The sequence below is a fragment of the Mycobacterium sp. DL99 genome, assembly GCF_004762045.1.
Lineage (GTDB): Bacteria > Actinomycetota > Actinomycetes > Mycobacteriales > Mycobacteriaceae > Mycobacterium.
Map to the genome: position 1 here is coordinate 4,120,890 of NZ_SJOM01000007.1, position 16,555 is coordinate 4,137,444.

Annotated in this window: 15 protein-coding genes; 10 read left to right on the forward strand and 5 right to left on the reverse strand. The window is 65.7% G+C overall.

Going from position 1 to position 16,555, the window contains the following annotated elements; translation table 11 throughout:
• Nucleotides 1-79: 79 nt before the first annotated feature.
• Both EYZ64_RS20215 and EYZ64_RS20220 read right to left on the reverse strand, forming a co-directional pair.
• The gene (locus tag EYZ64_RS20215) at nt 80-400 is read right to left on the reverse strand and encodes a 2Fe-2S iron-sulfur cluster-binding protein (protein ID WP_135456081.1); all 321 of its coding nucleotides are present in this window, start codon (nt 398-400) and stop codon (nt 80-82) included.
• Nucleotides 401-429: 29 nt separating this feature from the next.
• Nucleotides 430-1,620 (reverse strand): cytochrome P450, encoded by a 1,191-nt coding sequence (locus EYZ64_RS20220; protein WP_286175072.1) that lies wholly within the window; start codon nt 1,618-1,620, stop codon nt 430-432.
• A gap of 158 nt (nt 1,621-1,778) precedes the next feature.
• On the opposite strand from EYZ64_RS20220, the gene EYZ64_RS20225 reads away from it, so the two are divergent.
• From EYZ64_RS20225 to EYZ64_RS20265, 9 genes are all read left to right on the forward strand, one after another.
• Nucleotides 1,779-2,471, forward strand: coding sequence for a GntR family transcriptional regulator (locus EYZ64_RS20225; RefSeq protein ID WP_135456083.1), 693 nt, complete (start codon nt 1,779-1,781; stop codon nt 2,469-2,471).
• A gap of 328 nt (nt 2,472-2,799) precedes the next feature.
• Entirely contained in the window at nt 2,800-3,666 is an 867-nt protein-coding gene (locus EYZ64_RS20230; RefSeq protein WP_135456085.1) for a fumarylacetoacetate hydrolase family protein, read from the forward strand.
• Nucleotides 3,667-3,678: 12 nt separating this feature from the next.
• Nucleotides 3,679-4,602, forward strand: a complete 924-nt coding sequence (locus EYZ64_RS20235) for a VOC family protein (RefSeq protein WP_135456087.1) — start codon at nt 3,679-3,681, stop codon at nt 4,600-4,602.
• Nucleotides 4,592-6,580 carry an acetoacetate--CoA ligase gene (locus tag EYZ64_RS20240; RefSeq protein ID WP_135456089.1) on the forward strand — a complete coding sequence of 663 codons (1,989 nt, stop codon included), beginning with the start codon at nt 4,592-4,594 and terminating at the stop codon, nt 6,578-6,580. Before EYZ64_RS20235 ends, EYZ64_RS20240 begins: the two co-directional genes overlap by 11 nt.
• A 5-nt stretch (nt 6,581-6,585) precedes the next feature.
• On the forward strand, nt 6,586-6,897 hold the full coding sequence (locus EYZ64_RS20245; RefSeq protein WP_135456091.1) for an EthD family reductase: 312 nt from the start codon (nt 6,586-6,588) through the stop codon (nt 6,895-6,897).
• 49 nt (nt 6,898-6,946) lie between these two features.
• The gene (locus tag EYZ64_RS20250) at nt 6,947-8,713 is read left to right on the forward strand and encodes an FAD-dependent monooxygenase (RefSeq protein ID WP_135456093.1); all 1,767 of its coding nucleotides are present in this window, start codon (nt 6,947-6,949) and stop codon (nt 8,711-8,713) included.
• A 300-nt stretch (nt 8,714-9,013) separates the two neighbouring features.
• Complete coding sequence (locus tag EYZ64_RS20255; RefSeq protein WP_135456095.1) at nt 9,014-9,886, forward strand: carbohydrate ABC transporter permease; 873 nt, start codon at nt 9,014-9,016, stop codon at nt 9,884-9,886.
• On the forward strand, nt 9,873-10,685 hold the full coding sequence (locus tag EYZ64_RS20260; protein ID WP_167857895.1) for a carbohydrate ABC transporter permease: 813 nt from the start codon (nt 9,873-9,875) through the stop codon (nt 10,683-10,685). The genes EYZ64_RS20255 and EYZ64_RS20260 overlap by 14 nt, the downstream gene beginning before the upstream one ends.
• Before the next feature lie 76 nt (nt 10,686-10,761).
• Entirely contained in the window at nt 10,762-12,087 is a 1,326-nt protein-coding gene (locus EYZ64_RS20265; protein WP_135456097.1) for an ABC transporter substrate-binding protein, read from the forward strand.
• A 56-nt stretch (nt 12,088-12,143) separates the two neighbouring features.
• Here the strand turns inward: EYZ64_RS20265 and EYZ64_RS20270 are convergent, their stop codons facing one another.
• A complete protein-coding gene (locus EYZ64_RS20270) occupies nt 12,144-12,533 on the reverse strand; it encodes a hypothetical protein (RefSeq protein WP_135456098.1) in 390 nt (129 codons plus the stop codon).
• 306 nt (nt 12,534-12,839) lie between these two features.
• Between EYZ64_RS20270 and EYZ64_RS20275 the strand changes: the two genes are divergently transcribed.
• Nucleotides 12,840-13,772 carry a DUF4349 domain-containing protein gene (locus EYZ64_RS20275; protein ID WP_167858152.1) on the forward strand — a complete coding sequence of 311 codons (933 nt, stop codon included), beginning with the start codon at nt 12,840-12,842 and terminating at the stop codon, nt 13,770-13,772.
• Here the strand turns inward: EYZ64_RS20275 and EYZ64_RS20280 are convergent.
• On the reverse strand, nt 13,662-14,504 hold the full coding sequence (locus EYZ64_RS20280) for a CbiQ family ECF transporter T component (protein ID WP_135456102.1): 843 nt from the start codon (nt 14,502-14,504) through the stop codon (nt 13,662-13,664). The genes EYZ64_RS20275 and EYZ64_RS20280 overlap by 111 nt on opposite strands.
• Nucleotides 14,501-16,552: an ABC transporter ATP-binding protein gene (locus EYZ64_RS20285; protein ID WP_135456104.1), complete on the reverse strand. Its 2,052-nt coding sequence runs from the start codon at nt 16,550-16,552 to the stop codon at nt 14,501-14,503. The genes EYZ64_RS20280 and EYZ64_RS20285 overlap by 4 nt, the downstream gene beginning before the upstream one ends.
• Nucleotides 16,553-16,555 lie beyond the last annotated feature (3 nt).

Sequence of the window (16,555 nt, forward strand, 5' to 3'; positions counted from 1 at the left end):
TGAAGTGTGTTCATACCCGCGGGCCACATGACGGGCCCGCGGGGAACGGGGCTGACAGGACTCGCTGTCGAACGCTTCGTCAAACCTGCTCTTCGGCGACACGCACGATCAATCCGTCGCAGAGATCGGTCACTGAGAGCTGGCACGACAATCGGCTGTTGGATTCCCTTGGCGCGAGTGTGCAGTCGAGCATCTCGCTCTCCGCTTCTGAGACCGCTGGTAGCACATCCAGCGGCCCGTCTTCCACGTAAACGTGGCACGTCGCGCACATGGCATTGCCGCCGCACTCGCCCACGATCGATCCGATGTCGTTGTTCACGGCGGCCTGCATGACGCTGCTGCCGACCGCGGCGTCCACGGTCACTGCTTCACCGTCGACGATGTAGGTGATCTTCGGCATTTCTCCTCCTTGTGTCCGTCGTAGCCGGGTCAGCCGTGAGCCACGACGTCAATGGAGGCGAAGCCGCGCAACACATTGTTGAGTGCCCGAGTCTCCGACTGAATCTCGAAGCGCTTGACCTTCGCCGCGAGTTCCTCGAACAGCGCCCGCATCTCGAGGCGAGCCAGGTTCATTCCGACGCACGCGTGCGGGCCTGCCCCGAAACCGACGTGATCCGTCGGGTTTCGGGTGACATCGAAGCGATCGGGTTCCGGGTATTTGCGTTCATCGCGATTGGCGGCACCGTAGTAGACGATGACGCGTGACTCGGCCGGCAGCATGGCACCGTCGATCTCGGTGTCAACGGCCGCCTTTCGAGAGAAGCACTGCAGCGGCGACTCCATCCGTAGGACCTCGTTGATGGCCGACGGGATGAGCTTCGGATCCTGACGAATGAGGTCCCACTGGTCCGGATATTGGGCGAACAACCAGACCGCACTCGAGATCGCGAAGATGGTGGTATCGAGGCTCGGGCCCATGTAGTCCATCATCATGATGGGGCATCGATCCTTGGCGACCTCACCACGATCGGCTGCCAAGAACACGGCTTCGGCCCAGCTGCCCGGCTTGAGCTTCCCCGGTACAGCCTGGGTGATGGCGTATTCCACCATCTCGCCGAGCACGGGGAACGAATTCAGTGCGCGTTCGTTCAGCGGACCGGCGCTGTTGAACGACTCGGACGCCCAGAGCAGCATTCGCTCCCGGCCTTCCTCAGGCAGTCCGACCAGGTTGGAAACGATCGTCACCGGAAGGTACTGGGCGAGATCGGTGACCGCGTCAAACCGACCGCGTGCGATCAACCGATCGACGAGTTCGCCTGCCTCGGTCCGGATTTCCTCTTCCAGCGGCCGGAGCGCCTTCGGTGTCAGGGGCCTGACGACCACCCGACGTGACGTGGCGTGGGCTTCGCCGTCGCTACACAGGGTGTTGCCGCGAAGCATCTGATTGCTCTCGTCGTTCATCGTCACGCCCTCACCGGAGATGAACACCTCCGGTGTACGCAGGATGTGCGAGACCGTGCTGTAGCGGGTGGCCGCGTGCATTCCGTACCGGTCGAGGAACACGAGGGGCCCCTGGTCCCGAAGTTCGCGGTAGCCGGCCCAAGGGTCCAGCAATGCCGCGTCGGCGAAGACGTCGAGGTCGGAGTGTGGAATGTCCACATACGAGGTGCTCACTGTCACGGAGGTCTCCTGCACGATTCGTCGGCCATTTGGTCCGGGTCTGAAATATTCACCTGCCCGGCGGTGTGTCACGGTTCACAAAACCACCTCAATTTCGCGTTGTCAAGAAAATCTCGACATTCTCGGAATTGGTGCCTTCTTGTGGTTAACTGCGATACATGGCACAGCCCACGCGTGTAGATGACGTCTATCGCAGGCTCAGGCGGGACATCCTCAGCGGTCGCCATCTGCCAGGCGCCAAGCTCCTGTCGGAACCCCTGCGCCAGGAGTACAACATCAGCAGTGGCGTACTCCGCGAGGTGCTTCCGCGTCTCGCTGGCGAGGGTCTCGTGGTGTCCGAACCCCAGCGCGGATTCCGCGTAGCCACTGTTTCGGTCAGCGATCTCCATCAGCTCACCGAGGCCCGCATTCTCGTCGAGACCGCAGCTCTGCATCAGGCGATCGAAGTCGGCGATCTGCAGTGGGAGTCCAGGGTCGTGGCGGCGCACCACACCCTCGCCGGATCCGCGTTTCGCGACGACACCGGGAAGCTGTCCGAGGAGTGGCTCATCGCGCACTCCGCCTTCCATGAGTCCCTGCTGTCCGGCAGCCCGAACCAGCGTCTGCAACGCATCGCGAGCCAGTTGCGAGATGCCACCGAGCTCTACCGGTGCTGGTCCCACGGCCTCGGCGATGAGCCGAATCGCGATGTCGCAGGCGAACATCGGCTCATCTTCGAAGCCACGGTCGCACGGGAGGGCGACCGTGCTGCCGCACTGCTCGCTGAGCACTACGAGCACACGACGCGGATCATGACCCGACTCAGTGACAGCATGGGCGAGCCCAGCGCCCAAGCGATGACGCCTGCCTGACCGCACGCACGAGCACGCCCTTGACCCACCCGGTCGGTCCGGAGTTCACCCGACCGGCGAATCCGTGGCGCCTCCAGGCGGCCATCAGAGAATTTGACGCGCCCAGAAAGCGCTACCCACCACACCCACGCACATCCCGTCACCGCACACGTGGCCGGTCGAACGCTGAGCCCACACATTTCCCAATAATCTCGACATTATCTTGTTTTGTCGCAATCGTGCGGGTATAACTGGTAGCGTCCGTCACATTCGGAGGCTGATCACCGCACCCGACTGCCGCCCTCAGCAGCGCACGATCGGACACTCCTGCACAACCGGAAGGCACCACGTGAAGTTCGCCAACTACGACCAGCGAGCCGTCGTCACCGACGGAAACCGAGCTGTCTATGTCGCCGATGCCAGCGCCGGCAAGTTCGCCGACGACCCTCGGCAGATCTTCACCCGCTGGACCGAATTCACCGCGTGGGCAGCGACAGTCGATCTCGCCGACGGATTCGTCCTCGACCACAGCCGGCTGGGTGCACCCTCACCCCAACCACTGCAGGTCTTCGCCATCGGCCTGAACTACGCAGCACACGCCCGGGAAAGCGGTATCGACGTCCCACCGGAACCCGCGGTGTTCACCAAGTTCCCCAGCTCGATCACCGGCCCCGACTCGGTACTCGAACTCCCCACGGACACCGTGGACTTCGAGGCCGAGTTGGTCGTCGTGATCGGACAGCGCGCACATCGCGTCTCCGAGGCGGACGCGTGGGAGTACGTCGCGGGAATCACTGTCGGGCAGGATATTTCAGAACGTACCCGGCAGCTCACCGGCCCTGCACCACAGTTCAGCCTCGGCAAGTCGTTCCCCGGCTTCTCGCCGACGGGGCCGTGGCTGACCACCATCGACGAGGTCCCCGACCCCGACAACCTCGGCATCGGGTGTTCGCTCAACGGCACGGTCATGCAGAAGGCAAGAACCAACGACTTGATCTTCTCGGTACCGGTCATCGTGGCCAAGCTGTCGGAGATTCTGCCGCTGTTTCCCGGTGACCTCATCTTCACCGGCACTCCCTCCGGAGTCGGTGGAGCACGCAAACCGCCGATTTTCCTGCGCGACGGAGACGTTCTCGAGACCTCGGTCGAGGGCATCGGAACGATCACCTCGCGATGCCGCGCCGGCGTTCCCTATCCGCCTGCGCGCGACGCCTGACAGGAGAGCACCATGGCACTGCACCGACTGGTATCGGTCACCATCGGAATCCCGAATGTCGCCGAAACCGCGCGGTACTACGAGGATTTCGGCCTCACCCCGCTCGGGGACAACCGCTTCGCGACCGCCGACGGCGGCAAACAACTGCGCCTCCTGCCCGCCCCGAAACGCCGGGTCGTCGACGTCACGTTCGGCGCCGACGACCAGGACGACATCGACCGCATCACCCGCCAGCTCCAACAACTCGACCTGAACCACAGCACCGGTGACGGTCGGGTGGAGACGTTCGAACCCATTGCCGGGTTCCGCGCCGCGGTGGAGGTGACGCCGCACCTCGTCCAGGCCGCGCCACCCGCACCGGTCTACAACGGCCCCGGCCGCATCGACCGCAGCAACAACCGCGCACCCGGCATCATGCGTGAAAACAGCGTTCGACCAAGCAAACTCGGTCACGTGGTGATCGGGTCCACCGACCAGGCCGCCACCCAGAAGTTCTTCACCGATGGCATCGGTCTGAAGATCAGCGATGTCGTTCCCTCGATCGCCGCGTTCATGCGGTGCTCGACCGACCACCACAACATTCTGGTGCAACAGGCGCCGGTGGATTTTCTGCATCACACCGCGTGGCAGGTCGACGACGTCGACGAGGTGGGCCGTGGTGCCATGGCCATGCTCGAAGACCACCCGGAACGCCACGTCTGGGGCCCGGGTCGGCACCACGTGGGCTCGAACTTCTTCTGGTACCTGAAGGATCCGGCAGGCAACTTCTCGGAGTACTACTCCGATCTCGACTGCATCGTCGACGACGCCCTGTGGCAACCCGGGGAATGGGAAGGCGCCAGAAGCCTCTTCAACTGGGGCCCGCCGCCGCCACCGTCGTTCATCCTGCCCGAGGACCTCGCGGCGCACATGACCGGATCGCACGATGCCGGTTGATCCTGCCGCAGTAGACGGTGCGCTCTGGGTTCCCACTGCCGAGTTCACCGCACAAACCCGCCTCACCGACTACCGCGCCTGGCTCGAACGCGAGCACCAACTCGTGTTCAACGACTATCGCCAACTGTGGACCTGGTCGACGACCGACCTCGGCGCGTTCTGGATGTCGATTCGTGACTACTTCGACCTCGACATCGATGATCCCCAGCAGGTTCTCGACGAGGGCACCGGAATGCCCCACGCGCGGTGGTTCATCGGTTCAACCACCAACTACGCGGCCAACGCACTCGTCAACGAGTTGGAAGACGGACTCGCCATCCAGTCACTCGACGAATCCGGTGCGCTGACGCAGATGACCTGGCCGGAACTGCGGCACGCTGTCGGCGGGGTGGCGAACTGGTTACGCAAGCAGGGCATCGTCCCCGGCGACCGGATCGTCGGCTACGTCCCCAACATCGCCGGCGCCGTGGTCACAATGCTCGCTTCGGCCGCGGTCGGTGCGGTGTGGGCGTCCTGCGCGCAGGAGTACTCGGCGCAGGGCGCACACGATCGGTTCGCGCAGCTCGAGCCCAAGGTCCTGATCACGGCCGACGGATATCACCACGGCGGCAAGACCTTCGACCGTCGGAAGGCCGCCACCGAGTTGGCTGCGTCTCTGCCGACCGTCGAGTCGGTGGTCTGGATCGACAACCTGGGACTGATCGACGAGACCTCTGCTGGACACCGCCTCGTCGACCTCACCGCGAACGGTTGCGAGCCGGAGTTCACCCGGGTGCCTTTCGACCACCCGCTCTGGGTGCTGTTCTCCTCCGGCACCACCGGAGTGCCGAAGGGCATTGTGCACAGCCACGGCGGAATCCTGCTCGAACACAACAAGTTCTGCGGTCTGCACGCCGATATCGGTCCCGGCCAACGGTTTCTGTGGCTGGCCACACCGAGCTGGATGGTATGGAACATCCAGATCTCGGGATTGCTCGTCGGGGCGACCATATCGACCTATGACGGTGCACCGTCCTGGCCCGACGCCGCGCAGATCTGGCGCATCGCCGAACGTCTCGGTCTCGATGTTCTCGGCGTGAGTGCCGCAAGTCTCGTAGCCGCGCAGAAAGCCGGTACGCCCCCGCGGGAGGTCGCGCCGAACCTCACCCTGCGCGCCATCGGCAGCACCGGTTCACCGCTTCCCCCCGACACCGCGACCTGGGTCTATCAGCAGCTTCCCGACGTATGGCTGGCCTCGGCGAGCGGAGGAACCGACATCTGCTCGGCGTTCGCCGGTGGTGTCCCCACCGAGCCGGTGTTCGCCGATCAGATCCAGGGGCCGGCGCTGGGCGTTCTCCTCGACTCCTGGAACGAACATGCGGAGTCGGTGATCGGGCAGACCGGCGAGATGGTCGTCACTCGTCCGATGCCGGCTATGCCCCTTCGCTTTTGGAACGACATCGACTTCGCGAGATACACCGGCGCCTACTTCGACCACTATCCCGGGGTGTGGCGCCACGGCGACTGGATCACGATCACCGAACGCGGTGGAGTGATCATTCACGGCCGGTCCGACGCCACGATGAACCGGCACGGAGTACGTATCGGGAGCGGTGAGATCTATCAGGTCGTCGACCAACTCCCGGAAGTGGACGACAGTGTGGTCGTCGGGGTCGAACTCGCCGACGGCGGGTACTGGATGCCGCTGTTCGTCGTACCGGCGCAGCCCATCGGCGATGCTCCTCGGCTCATCGAGTTGATACGCAACGAGATTCGCACGAACGTCAGTCCGCGACACGTGCCCGACGAGATCATCCTGGTTGATTCACTTCCACACACCAGAACCGGGAAGAAGCTCGAGGTCCCGGTCAAGCGAATCCTGCAGGGGGCCGACCCAGTGGGCGTCGTCAACCCGCAGGCCGTCGACAATGCCGACGCGCTCTACCAATTCGTCGACTTCAGACCACGCGACAGCCACCCGCCCGCCGCACGAAAGTAGTCCCCATGTACCGAGCTGCCATCGTCTACAACCGTCCCGAGGACCCGGCGCGGTTCGATTCCTACTATCGGGATCAGCATCTCCCAAAGATCCGCAAGATCCCCGGCCTCCATCGTCTCGCGGCGGGAAAGTGCGATCCGCTGGACGACGGCCCGCCGGCGGCGTACGCCCTTGCGATGTTGTATTTCGAAACCCAGGCACAGTGCCTGGCCGCCTTGTCCTCACCGGAAGGACAGGCAGCCGCCACCGATGCACAGCAATTCGCCACCGGCGGAATGACACTCATCACGAGCGATGAAGAGATCGTGTGGCCCTGACCTGCGCCGAATTCCAGGCTTGATGTGAATCACCACAAGGAGTATTCAGATGTCCAGTGAGACCACGGGAACGATCGAGGTTCCCATTCTGATCGTCGGTGCCGGACCCGCCGGCTTGGCTCTGTCGTTGTCTCTGGCCCGTTACGGGGTCGAACACCTCCTCGTCGAACGACACCAGGGAACCGCTCACACGCCACGTGCGCACATCATCAATCAGCGGACCGTCGAGATTCTGCGCCATCTCCGTGTCAGCGACCGATTCCACGCGGTGGCCACGCCGCAGCAACTCATGACGAACAACGTGTGGGCGACCAGCCTGAGCGGACTCGAGGTGGCGCGTTCGGAAACCTGGGGCACCAGCGCTGACCGGGCCGGCGACTATGCCAAGGCCAGTCCCGAACCTATGGCGAACTGCCCGCAGACGGTGCTCGAGCCGATGCTGGTCGAGGCAACACGCGACGCCGGCAGCGATGTCCGCTTCGGACTGGAGTTCGTCGAGTTCATTCAGGACGCCACCGGAGTCACCAGCACTCTGCGGTACCGCGATACCGGTGACGAGGTGACCGTGCGGTCGACGTATCTGGTGGGCGCGGACGGAGCGCGCAGCAAGATGCTCGGCCAAGCGGGCCTGTCGGTCGACGGCCCCGACGATCTCGCACGGGCAGCGAATGTGTGGTTCCGCGCGGACCTGTCCCGGTACTTCGAGCACCGCCCCGGAGTGCTGACGTGGAACGTGGCACCCGGCCCGTACGGGTCGTTGCGGGTGGGGACGTTGATCTGCCACAAGCCGTACACGGAGTTCGTGCTGGTCTTCCTATACGACCCCGCCGTGGACCCCCTTGAAGAGATGACCGAGGAACGTCTGATCGACCGCATCCGAACCCTGGTCGGCGAGGAGGTCGATCCGGAGATCCTCGGACTGGCGGGCTGGCAGGTTCGCGCCCAGGTCGCACCCCGCTATCACAACGATCGCGTGTTCCTGATGGGCGATGCGGTGCACCGTCATCCGCCCACAAACGGGCTGGGCCTGAACATGTCCGTCGCCGATGCCTACAATCTCGGTTGGAAACTGGCATTGGCCGTCGACGGACGTGGCGGCCGTGCACTCCTCGACAGCTACAGCGCCGAGCGCCAACCCGTGGGTGCCGAGGGCGTGCACCGCGCAATCACCAGCCTGCAGGAAGCGGGCGAAATCGAAACCGCGCTGGGATACGAACCCGGCCAGTCCGTCGAGGACGGACAGCAGGCCCTGTCCGTGCTCTTCGAAGCGGGCCCGGCCGGCGACGCACGTCGCGAAGCGCTGCGGCAGGCCGTCGAACTGAGCAAGTACCAATTCAACGCGCACGGAACAGAACTCGGGTACCGCTACCGGAGCGATGTCATCGCATCGGAAAGTGACGCGCCGCCCAAGCCGAAGCGCGATCCGCAGCTCTACTACGAAGCCACCACCCGACCCGGGGCACGAGTCCCCCACGCTCGCCTGGAGCGCAAGGGTCGACAGCCGATCTCGTCGCTGGATCTCGTCGACGACCTTGAGTTCGCCCTGCTCACCGGGATCGACGGCGAAAAGTGGGTGCCCGCCGCCGCGGCGGCGTCCGAACGATTCGGCATGCCGGTCCGAGTGCACACCATCGGCGTCGGTGCAGACATCACCGACCCCTATGGTGAGTGGGCCGAGCGACGCGAGGTCGATGACTCTGGATGTGTGTTGGTGCGGCCGGACCGCCATGTCGCCTGGAGAAGCACCGGCTATACCCCCGGCAGTGACACCGAGCTCGTGGCCGCAGTCGAACGGGCGCTCGGGTTGTCTCAATAACCATTCAATGCCCCGCGCTCGCTCGCCGCCCGTCCGTCGCTACTCTCAGGGTCGACGGCCGGGCGGCGCCGGGTCACTGAGGCACACCCCTTCGAGTTATCCGAATCATGCTGGGATGCAGAGATACTCGCGGCCAAGCGCGCCACGTTTTAGAACGTGCGTCACTTGCATCAGACCGACAACCAGCAAGTTTGAGTTCTCGCGCCAGCTCGTTTCGTCATCGTCGGTGTAGGACACCGTGGCCCTCGACAACAGCCGCCCACGTGGCGCCACGTCATTGCGAACCGCTTTAATAGCCCGATGGCCACCTCGCGTGTCCGCACGACCGCACTGGGGTACGCACTTGTCGCCCCCAGCCTGTTCGGCGTGGTCACCTTCCTGTTGCTGCCCATGCTGGTGGTGATCTGGCTGAGCCTGCACAAGTGGGATCTGCTCGGCCCGATCGAGTATGTGGGGCTGGACAATTGGACGTCGGTACTGACGGATTCGTCGTTCGCCACCTCACTGGCGGTGACACTGCTGTTCGTGCTGCTGGTGGTGCCGACGCAGACCGTGCTGGGACTGATCGCCGCGTCGCTGCTGGCCCGTGGACTGCCCGGCACCGGGTTCTTCCGCACCGTGTACGTCCTGCCCTGGATCTGCGCGCCGCTGGCCATCGCGGTGCTGTGGAAATGGATCCTGGCCCCCACCGACGGGGCGCTGAGCACCGTGCTGGGCCGCCCAGTGGACTGGCTCACCGACCCGGGGCTGGCCCTGCCGGTTGTGTCGGCGGTGGTGGTGTGGACCAATGTCGGTTACGTGACGCTGTTCTTCCTGGCCGGAATCCTCAACATCCCCGCCGATGTGCACAACGCAGCCCGGACCGACGGCGCCACCGACTGGCAACGGTTCCGCCACATCACCCTGCCGATGCTGCGCCCGACGATGTTCTTCGTACTGGTGACCGGAATCGTCAGCGCCGCCCAGGTATTCGACACCGTGTACGCCTTGACCGCGGGCGGACCGCAGGGCCACACCGACCTGGTCGCCCACCGCATCTACGCCGAGGCGTTCGGCGCGGCCGCGGTGGGCCGCGCCTCGGTGATGGCGATCGTGCTGTTTGTCATCCTCGTCGGCATCACGCTCGTCCAGCACGTCTACTTCCGTCGCAGGATCAGCTATGACCTCACGTAACGCACTGATCTACACGGGTCTTCTCCTGGGCGCGGTGATCACCCTGCTCCCCTTCGGGCTCGGGTTGCTGACGTCGTTCACCTCGGCCGAGCAGTTCGCCACCGCTTCCCCGCTGTCACCGCCCAAGCCTCCGACGTGGGAGAACTACGTCGGGCTGGCCGACGCCGGATTCGGCCGGGCCATCGTGGTGACCGCGCTGATGACGGCGGTCATCCTGCTGGGCCAGCTGGTGTGCTCGGTGCTGGCCGCCTACGCCTTTGCCCGACTGCAATTCCCGGGACGCGACGCGCTGTTCTGGGTCTACATCGCAACGTTGATGGTGCCTGCGACGGTGACCGTGGTGCCGCTGTATCTGATGATGGCCGAGGCCGGATTGCGAAACACCTTCTGGGCGCTGGTGCTGCCGTTCATGTTCGGCTCGCCGTACGCGATCTTCCTGCTGCGCGAGTACTTTCGGTCCATTCCGCGCGACCTGATCAACGCAGCCCGCCTCGACGGCGCTCACACCCTGGACGTGATCACCCATGTGGTGGTGCCGGCCAGCCGGCCGATCCTGGTGACCCTGGCCTTGATCACCGTGGTGAGCCAGTGGAACAACTTCCTGTGGCCACTGGTGATCACCAGTGGCAGCAAGTGGCAGGTGCTCACGGTCGCGACGGCCGGGCTGCAGACGCAGTACAACGCGCAGTGGACGCTGGTGATGGCGGCGACCACGGTGGCGATCGTCCCGCTGATCGTGTTGTTCATCGCGTTCTCGCGCAACATCGTCCGCTCGATCGTCGTGACGGGGATCAAATGAGCGTCGAGATCGACACCAGGGCTGTGAACACGCCGCCGCAACGACCCTCACGTCGATCTCGCGGTAGGCACCGGCCATGAGGCGCTCGACGATGGCCGCGATCGGCCTGGCGCTGACCATGGTCGTCCTCCTCGTCGCCGCGGTGCTGCTCGGCCACACCACCGAACCCGAAGGCCGCACCGTCGTCACCGTGCGCTTGTGGGATCCGCAGGTCGCGGCGGCCTACCGGGAGTCCTTCGCCGAGTTCGGCAAGGAACACCCGGACATCGAGGTGCGGGTCAACACCGTCGCGTATTCGGCCTACTTCGACAGTCTGCGCACCGATGTGGCCGGCGGCAGCGCCGACGACATCTTCTGGCTGTCCAACGCCTACCTCGCCGGGTACGCCGACTACGGCCGACTACTCGACATCGGACAGGCATTGGGCGCCAACGCCGCCCGGGCGTGGGAGCCCTCGGTGGTCAACCAGTTCACCCGCAACGACGCCCTGTGGGCGGTTCCGCAACTGACCGATGCCGGTATCGCGGTGTACTTCAACGCGGACCTGCTCGACGCCGCCGGAGTGGATCTCGCCGAACTGACCACGCTGCGATGGTCGAACGGACCCGACGACACACTGCGATCGCTGGCGGCCCGGCTCACCATCGACGAGCAGGGCCGCTCGGCCGGCACGGATGGTTTCGACATCGGCCGCATCCGGCAGTGGGGCTACAACGCCGCCAACGACCTTCAGGGCATCTACCTCAACTACATCGGCTCGGCGGGCGGCATCTTCAACATCGGTGACCGCTTCGCCTTCGACAACCCGCAGGCCGTCGAGGCGTTCACCTATCTGGTTCGGCTGATCAACGACGATCACGTCGCCCCACCGGCCTCGGCCACCAACAACAACGGAGACTTCTCCCGCAACACCTTCCTGCAGGGTCGGATGGCCCTGTTCCAGTCCGGCACCTACAACCTCGCCGCCATTGCGAATCAGGCCCGGTTCCGGTGGGGTGTGGCGATGCTGCCGGCGGGCCCAAAAGGCCGGGTCAGTGTCACCAATGGCATTGCTGCAGCGGCGAACTCGGCTACCCGGCACCCGGATGCGGTGCGCGAGGTGTTGTCATGGATGGGCAGCAAGCGCGGCAACGAGTACCTGGGTGTCGAGGGCGCAGCCATCCCGGCCGTGCTGGCCGCTCAGCCCGTTTACCACGACTACTGGAAAGCACGCGGAGTCGACGTCAGCCCCTTCTTCCGGGTGCTGCGGGGGCCGCGCATCCCAGCGCCCGGCGCGGCCGGCTTCCCGGCCGGATATCAGGCTCTCAAGCCGTATTTCGATGAGATGTTCCTGGGCCGCCGTGACATCGAGAAGTCTCTGGCCGACGCCCAGTGGGCGGCGAACACGGCCGCCGCACGTTAGGGAACTGCCGCCGGCTCTGCCAGGCAGGTGTGCGGACCCCTCCAGTGAGCGCGGGATCATGCCGACAACCGACTCAGCACAGGCTCCGGTGCTTCACTCTGGTTGGGCCACCATGCGCGCGGCGCCACCGCCAACTGGGTACGCCGCCGACCGCCGCGATAATTCACGTAGTACTGATCGAGTTCCTCTTGGCTGAGGGGTTCGGCGAAGATGTTCCCGCAATGGAGGGGATGGCGATTCCTACGGCACTCGGCCAGCTTCAGGACCTGCTTGCGGAAACACATTGCGGCTGCGATAAGGGAGCCTCCCAGGGCCACACCGGCGACTGGAGCCCAACCACTTCGGTAGGCCAAAGCCACTTCGAACTGCCCCTGCAGGGCGAACGTGCAAAGCAGAAACACATATCCCATGAATGCGTATGAAATGTGACGAACAATCTTCAACATCCTCACCTCATAAGACTCTCGTAGCGGCCAACAAGGCGCCGGCTTTGCGTCCCTTGTTGATTGGGCATTTCATGCTTTTGATGGTTCGCCGCCCAGGCGGCATTCAAAAGAGGTCTTGACCTTGTGTGGTCACAAAGCTCCCTTGTGCCCAGCACTGCCGGATGCTCTGGTGACCGATCGCTCCACGTCCGGGGCATCAGGAATTCAACACGTGCCTCACAGCACTTCGCCTACATTGGGCTGATGCCCCAGCACACCAGCGCATCCCGCCACCGCCGACTGACGGTGGGACTGTTTGCCGCGGCCATGTTGGCTGCCGCGCCGGCCTGCGCGGCCGGGCACTCCCCCAATTCCTCGGCACCGGCGGCCACTCAGAGCGATGCCGGTTTCGCCCCGGCGGCCCCGGCGCCGGAGGCCGGCCCGGGGATGAAGAACGCGCCGATACCTACCGAGGTCAAACGCGACATCGTCAAGACCGCGTCGATGTCGATCACCACCGGCAATCCGACTGCGGTTGCGGACAAGGCCGTATCGCTTGCCACCGATGCCGGCGGCCGGATCGACAGCCGGTCCGAAGACGCCGGCTCCAGTTCCGGCCGCGCACACATCTCACTGGCGCTGCGGGTCCCGGCCGCCAAACTCGAAGGCACCCTTGACGAGTTCAAGAAACTCGGCACGGTGCAGACCGTCGAGGTCCGCGCCGATGACGTGACCTCGCAGCGCGTCGACCTCGACGCGCGCATCAAGGCGCTGCAGACCTCGGTGGACCGGCTGCTGGGGATGATGCGGGACGCCAAGGATCCCGAGGCCCTCATCCAGGCCGAGAACGCGTTGTCACAGCGCCAGGCGGACCTCGACAGCCTGCGCGCGCAGCGCACCCAGCTCGGTGACCAGATCGACTACAGCACGGTCAATCTCGATATCACCGCGGAGCAGATCGGCGGCCCCGCGCCGCAGTATCAGGGGTTCTGGGGGCAGGTCGAGCGCGGGTGGCACGGCCTGGTCTCGGTGGCGTCGGGGGCGGTGATGGTGTTCGGCCTGCTCCTGCCGTGGCTGGCGGCCGTCGTCATCGCGGCAGTGATCATCGTGGCCGTCATCCGGCTCATCCGGTCGCGCCCGGGGCAGCCGTCAGCGCCGCGGCAGGCTGGTGGGCAGGACAGTCAGCTCCAGAGCCAGGGCACCGCCGCAGACCAGTACGAGGATGGCGAAGGCGATCCAATCCCGCGCCCGGGGCCCTGACGGTGCCGCCGAGATCTGGCCGGCGCCCCCGCGCGCGGTGATGGCATCACCCATCTCGTCGCCACGGCGCAACGCCACGGTGACCGCGGCCGCCAGCAGATCGATCAGATTGGCGATCCGCTGCCTGCGCCGTGCCCGGAACGTCTCGGCCGGTTCGACGGGGCGCAGCCGGTGCGCCGCATACAGCGTGCGGAACTCGTCGATCAGCATCGGGAAAGCCCGCAGTGCCAACGCAATCGTCACCGCCCAGTCGTGCACGGGGATGCGCAGCGCCCGCAGCGGACGGCCCAGCGTGGCCACCGCCGGGGCGACGTCGGCGACGTTGGTCGTCCACGACACCAGCGCACCGAGCCCCAGCAGCACGATCGCCAGCGCGGTCACCCGCAGGTAGTTGAGCAGCCCGCCCAGACCGAGTTGCACCGACCCGATGTCGATAAACGGGGAGCCGCCGGCCAGCGCAGCCAGTGCCCCGCCCACGACCAGCAGGATCCACAGGAAGAACGGGATCGACGGCAGGACGCCACGCGGAATGTGCGCCAGTCTCGCGGTCACCAGCACCAGCACCGCGACGGCGCCGATCGGCACCCATCCGGGATAGAAGGTCAGCAGCACACCGATACCCGCCACGGAGAGCAGCTTGGTACCGGCCCACAACCGGTGGATGACGGTGTCGCCGGGCACCGGACGCAACAGCACGACAGGCTTGCGTTGTCCTCGTGTCGGAGCGGTCATCGGGCACCTCCGGCAGCTGTCGGGGCGAGGGCGAGTTCACCGTGATGCAGGTGCAGCGTGCGCGGGCACAGGCCCTCGAGTCCGGTGAAATCGTGCGAGATGACGACGACGGTCAGCCCGTTGTTGCGCCGCAGGTCCTCCAGCAACCGCAGCAGCCCCCGTTGGCTGGCGGCATCCAGTCCGGCCAGCGGCTCGTCGAGGATCAGCGCGCGCGGCGAGCGGGCCAACAATCCGGCCAGTACGACGCGACGCATCTGACCGCCCGAGAGCTGGTCGATACGGCGCTGGGCCAGTGCGGCATCCAGTCCGACCATCTCCAGCGCCCCCGCGACGCGGTCGTGCTCGCGCGCCGAGAAGCCTGCAGCGGAGGCGATTTCACGCCCCACCGTGGGGCGCATCAATTGCAGCCGGGCGGCCTGGAACGAGATCGCCACCGAACCCACCTGCTGCGCCACCGGAACCCCGTCGAGCAGGCAGGCGCCGTAGGTGGGAACCGTCAGCCCGGCCATGATCCAGGCCAGGGTCGATTTGCCGGAACCGTTCAGGCCGTGCACCAGGACTCCGTCGCCCTCGTTGACGGTGAACGTGATGTCACGCAAAGCCGTTTTCGCCCAAGGGGTTCCGCTGGCGTACTCGTGTCCGACACCGGTCAGTTCCAGCACCGGCGCGGCGTTGTGCACGACGGGCGTTGCGGCGACGGGCACCGCGGAGGTCTGCACCATGTCGGTGTTGTCTGCGGTGCCGCCGTTGCCGTTGAGCATCACGGTGCGGTCGGCGGAATCAGCCTCGTCGTTGTAGTGCGTGATGTGCACCAACGACATCTGGTGATGATCCGTCAGCCCCGACAAGACGTTCATCAAGGTGTCGCGGCCCTGTTGGTCGACCATGCTGGTGACCTCGTCGGCGATCAGCAGCGAGGGTTCGCGGGCCAGCGCCCCGGCGACGGCCAATCGTTGCAGTTCGCCACCGGACAATCCCCCGGTGTCACGTTCGGCCAGGCCGGAGAGTCCCACTTCGGCCAGGAGCCGCTCCACATCGACGGTCGTGCCGACGGGCAGTCCCCACACCACGTCGTCAGCCACCCGGCTCCCGAGTACCTGGCTTTCCGGATGTTGCATCACCACTGCGGTGCCGCCGATGCGGCCCAGCCCCACGGCGCCGGCCCGCTCGATGCTGCCCGCGGTGGGTTGGCGCCCGGCCAGCATGAGCATGAGAGTCGTCTTGCCCGAGCCGTTCGGCCCGGTCACCGCGACATGCTCGCCGGGCTGCAATTCCATCGACACCGGGCCCAGCGCGTCGCGCTCGACGCCGGGGTACCGGAACCGCACGTCGATCAACCGGGCCGGCACAGGAGCGATCGGCGCTGCGTCGTCCTCGTCCTCGTCCTCGGCGTCGAGCTTGTGGACGTCCGGGACCCCGAGCAGCCGGGCCAGGATGCGCGAAAGGGCCCACCAGCCGATCATGCTGATCGAGGTGATGCTGGCGATGCCGAGGAACAGCATGAGCACCGGCCAGTAGTCGATCATCGTGGCAAAGATGTTCCTGAGCGGTGCGGCGGCCACGTCGATCACCGGAATGCGCTCGAGCACCTTGGCGATCCCTTCGATGCCTGCGCTCAGCGAGTCGAAGATCAAGCTGCGCAACCTCGTCAACACGGTGAGCGCCACGATGATCGCCGATCCGAACAGCGCCCCGGCCACGATGGCGGCCACGAACGCCGTGCCGGTGCCGCGGCCACGGCGCTTGACCACGCCGGTCAGTCCGCCGATGTAGGCACAGTCGAAGACTGTCATCGCTCCGCCCATGCCGGCGATCAGGAAGGCGATCGTGCCCGCGGCGACGGTGGCCGCGAGCAGCACCCGCAGCCGGTAGCGGTAGGCCAGCAGACCCATGGGCACCGTTCCGAGCACCGAAAGCCCTCCGGCGAACGGCACCACCACGGCGATGATCGCGGTGGCCGCACAGAGTGCAGCCATCACCGCGGCCTGCGCAAGCTCGCCGGGAGTGAGGCCGCGCCGAGGCGTCGTCGCCGGGGGTATCGCGGTCATCGT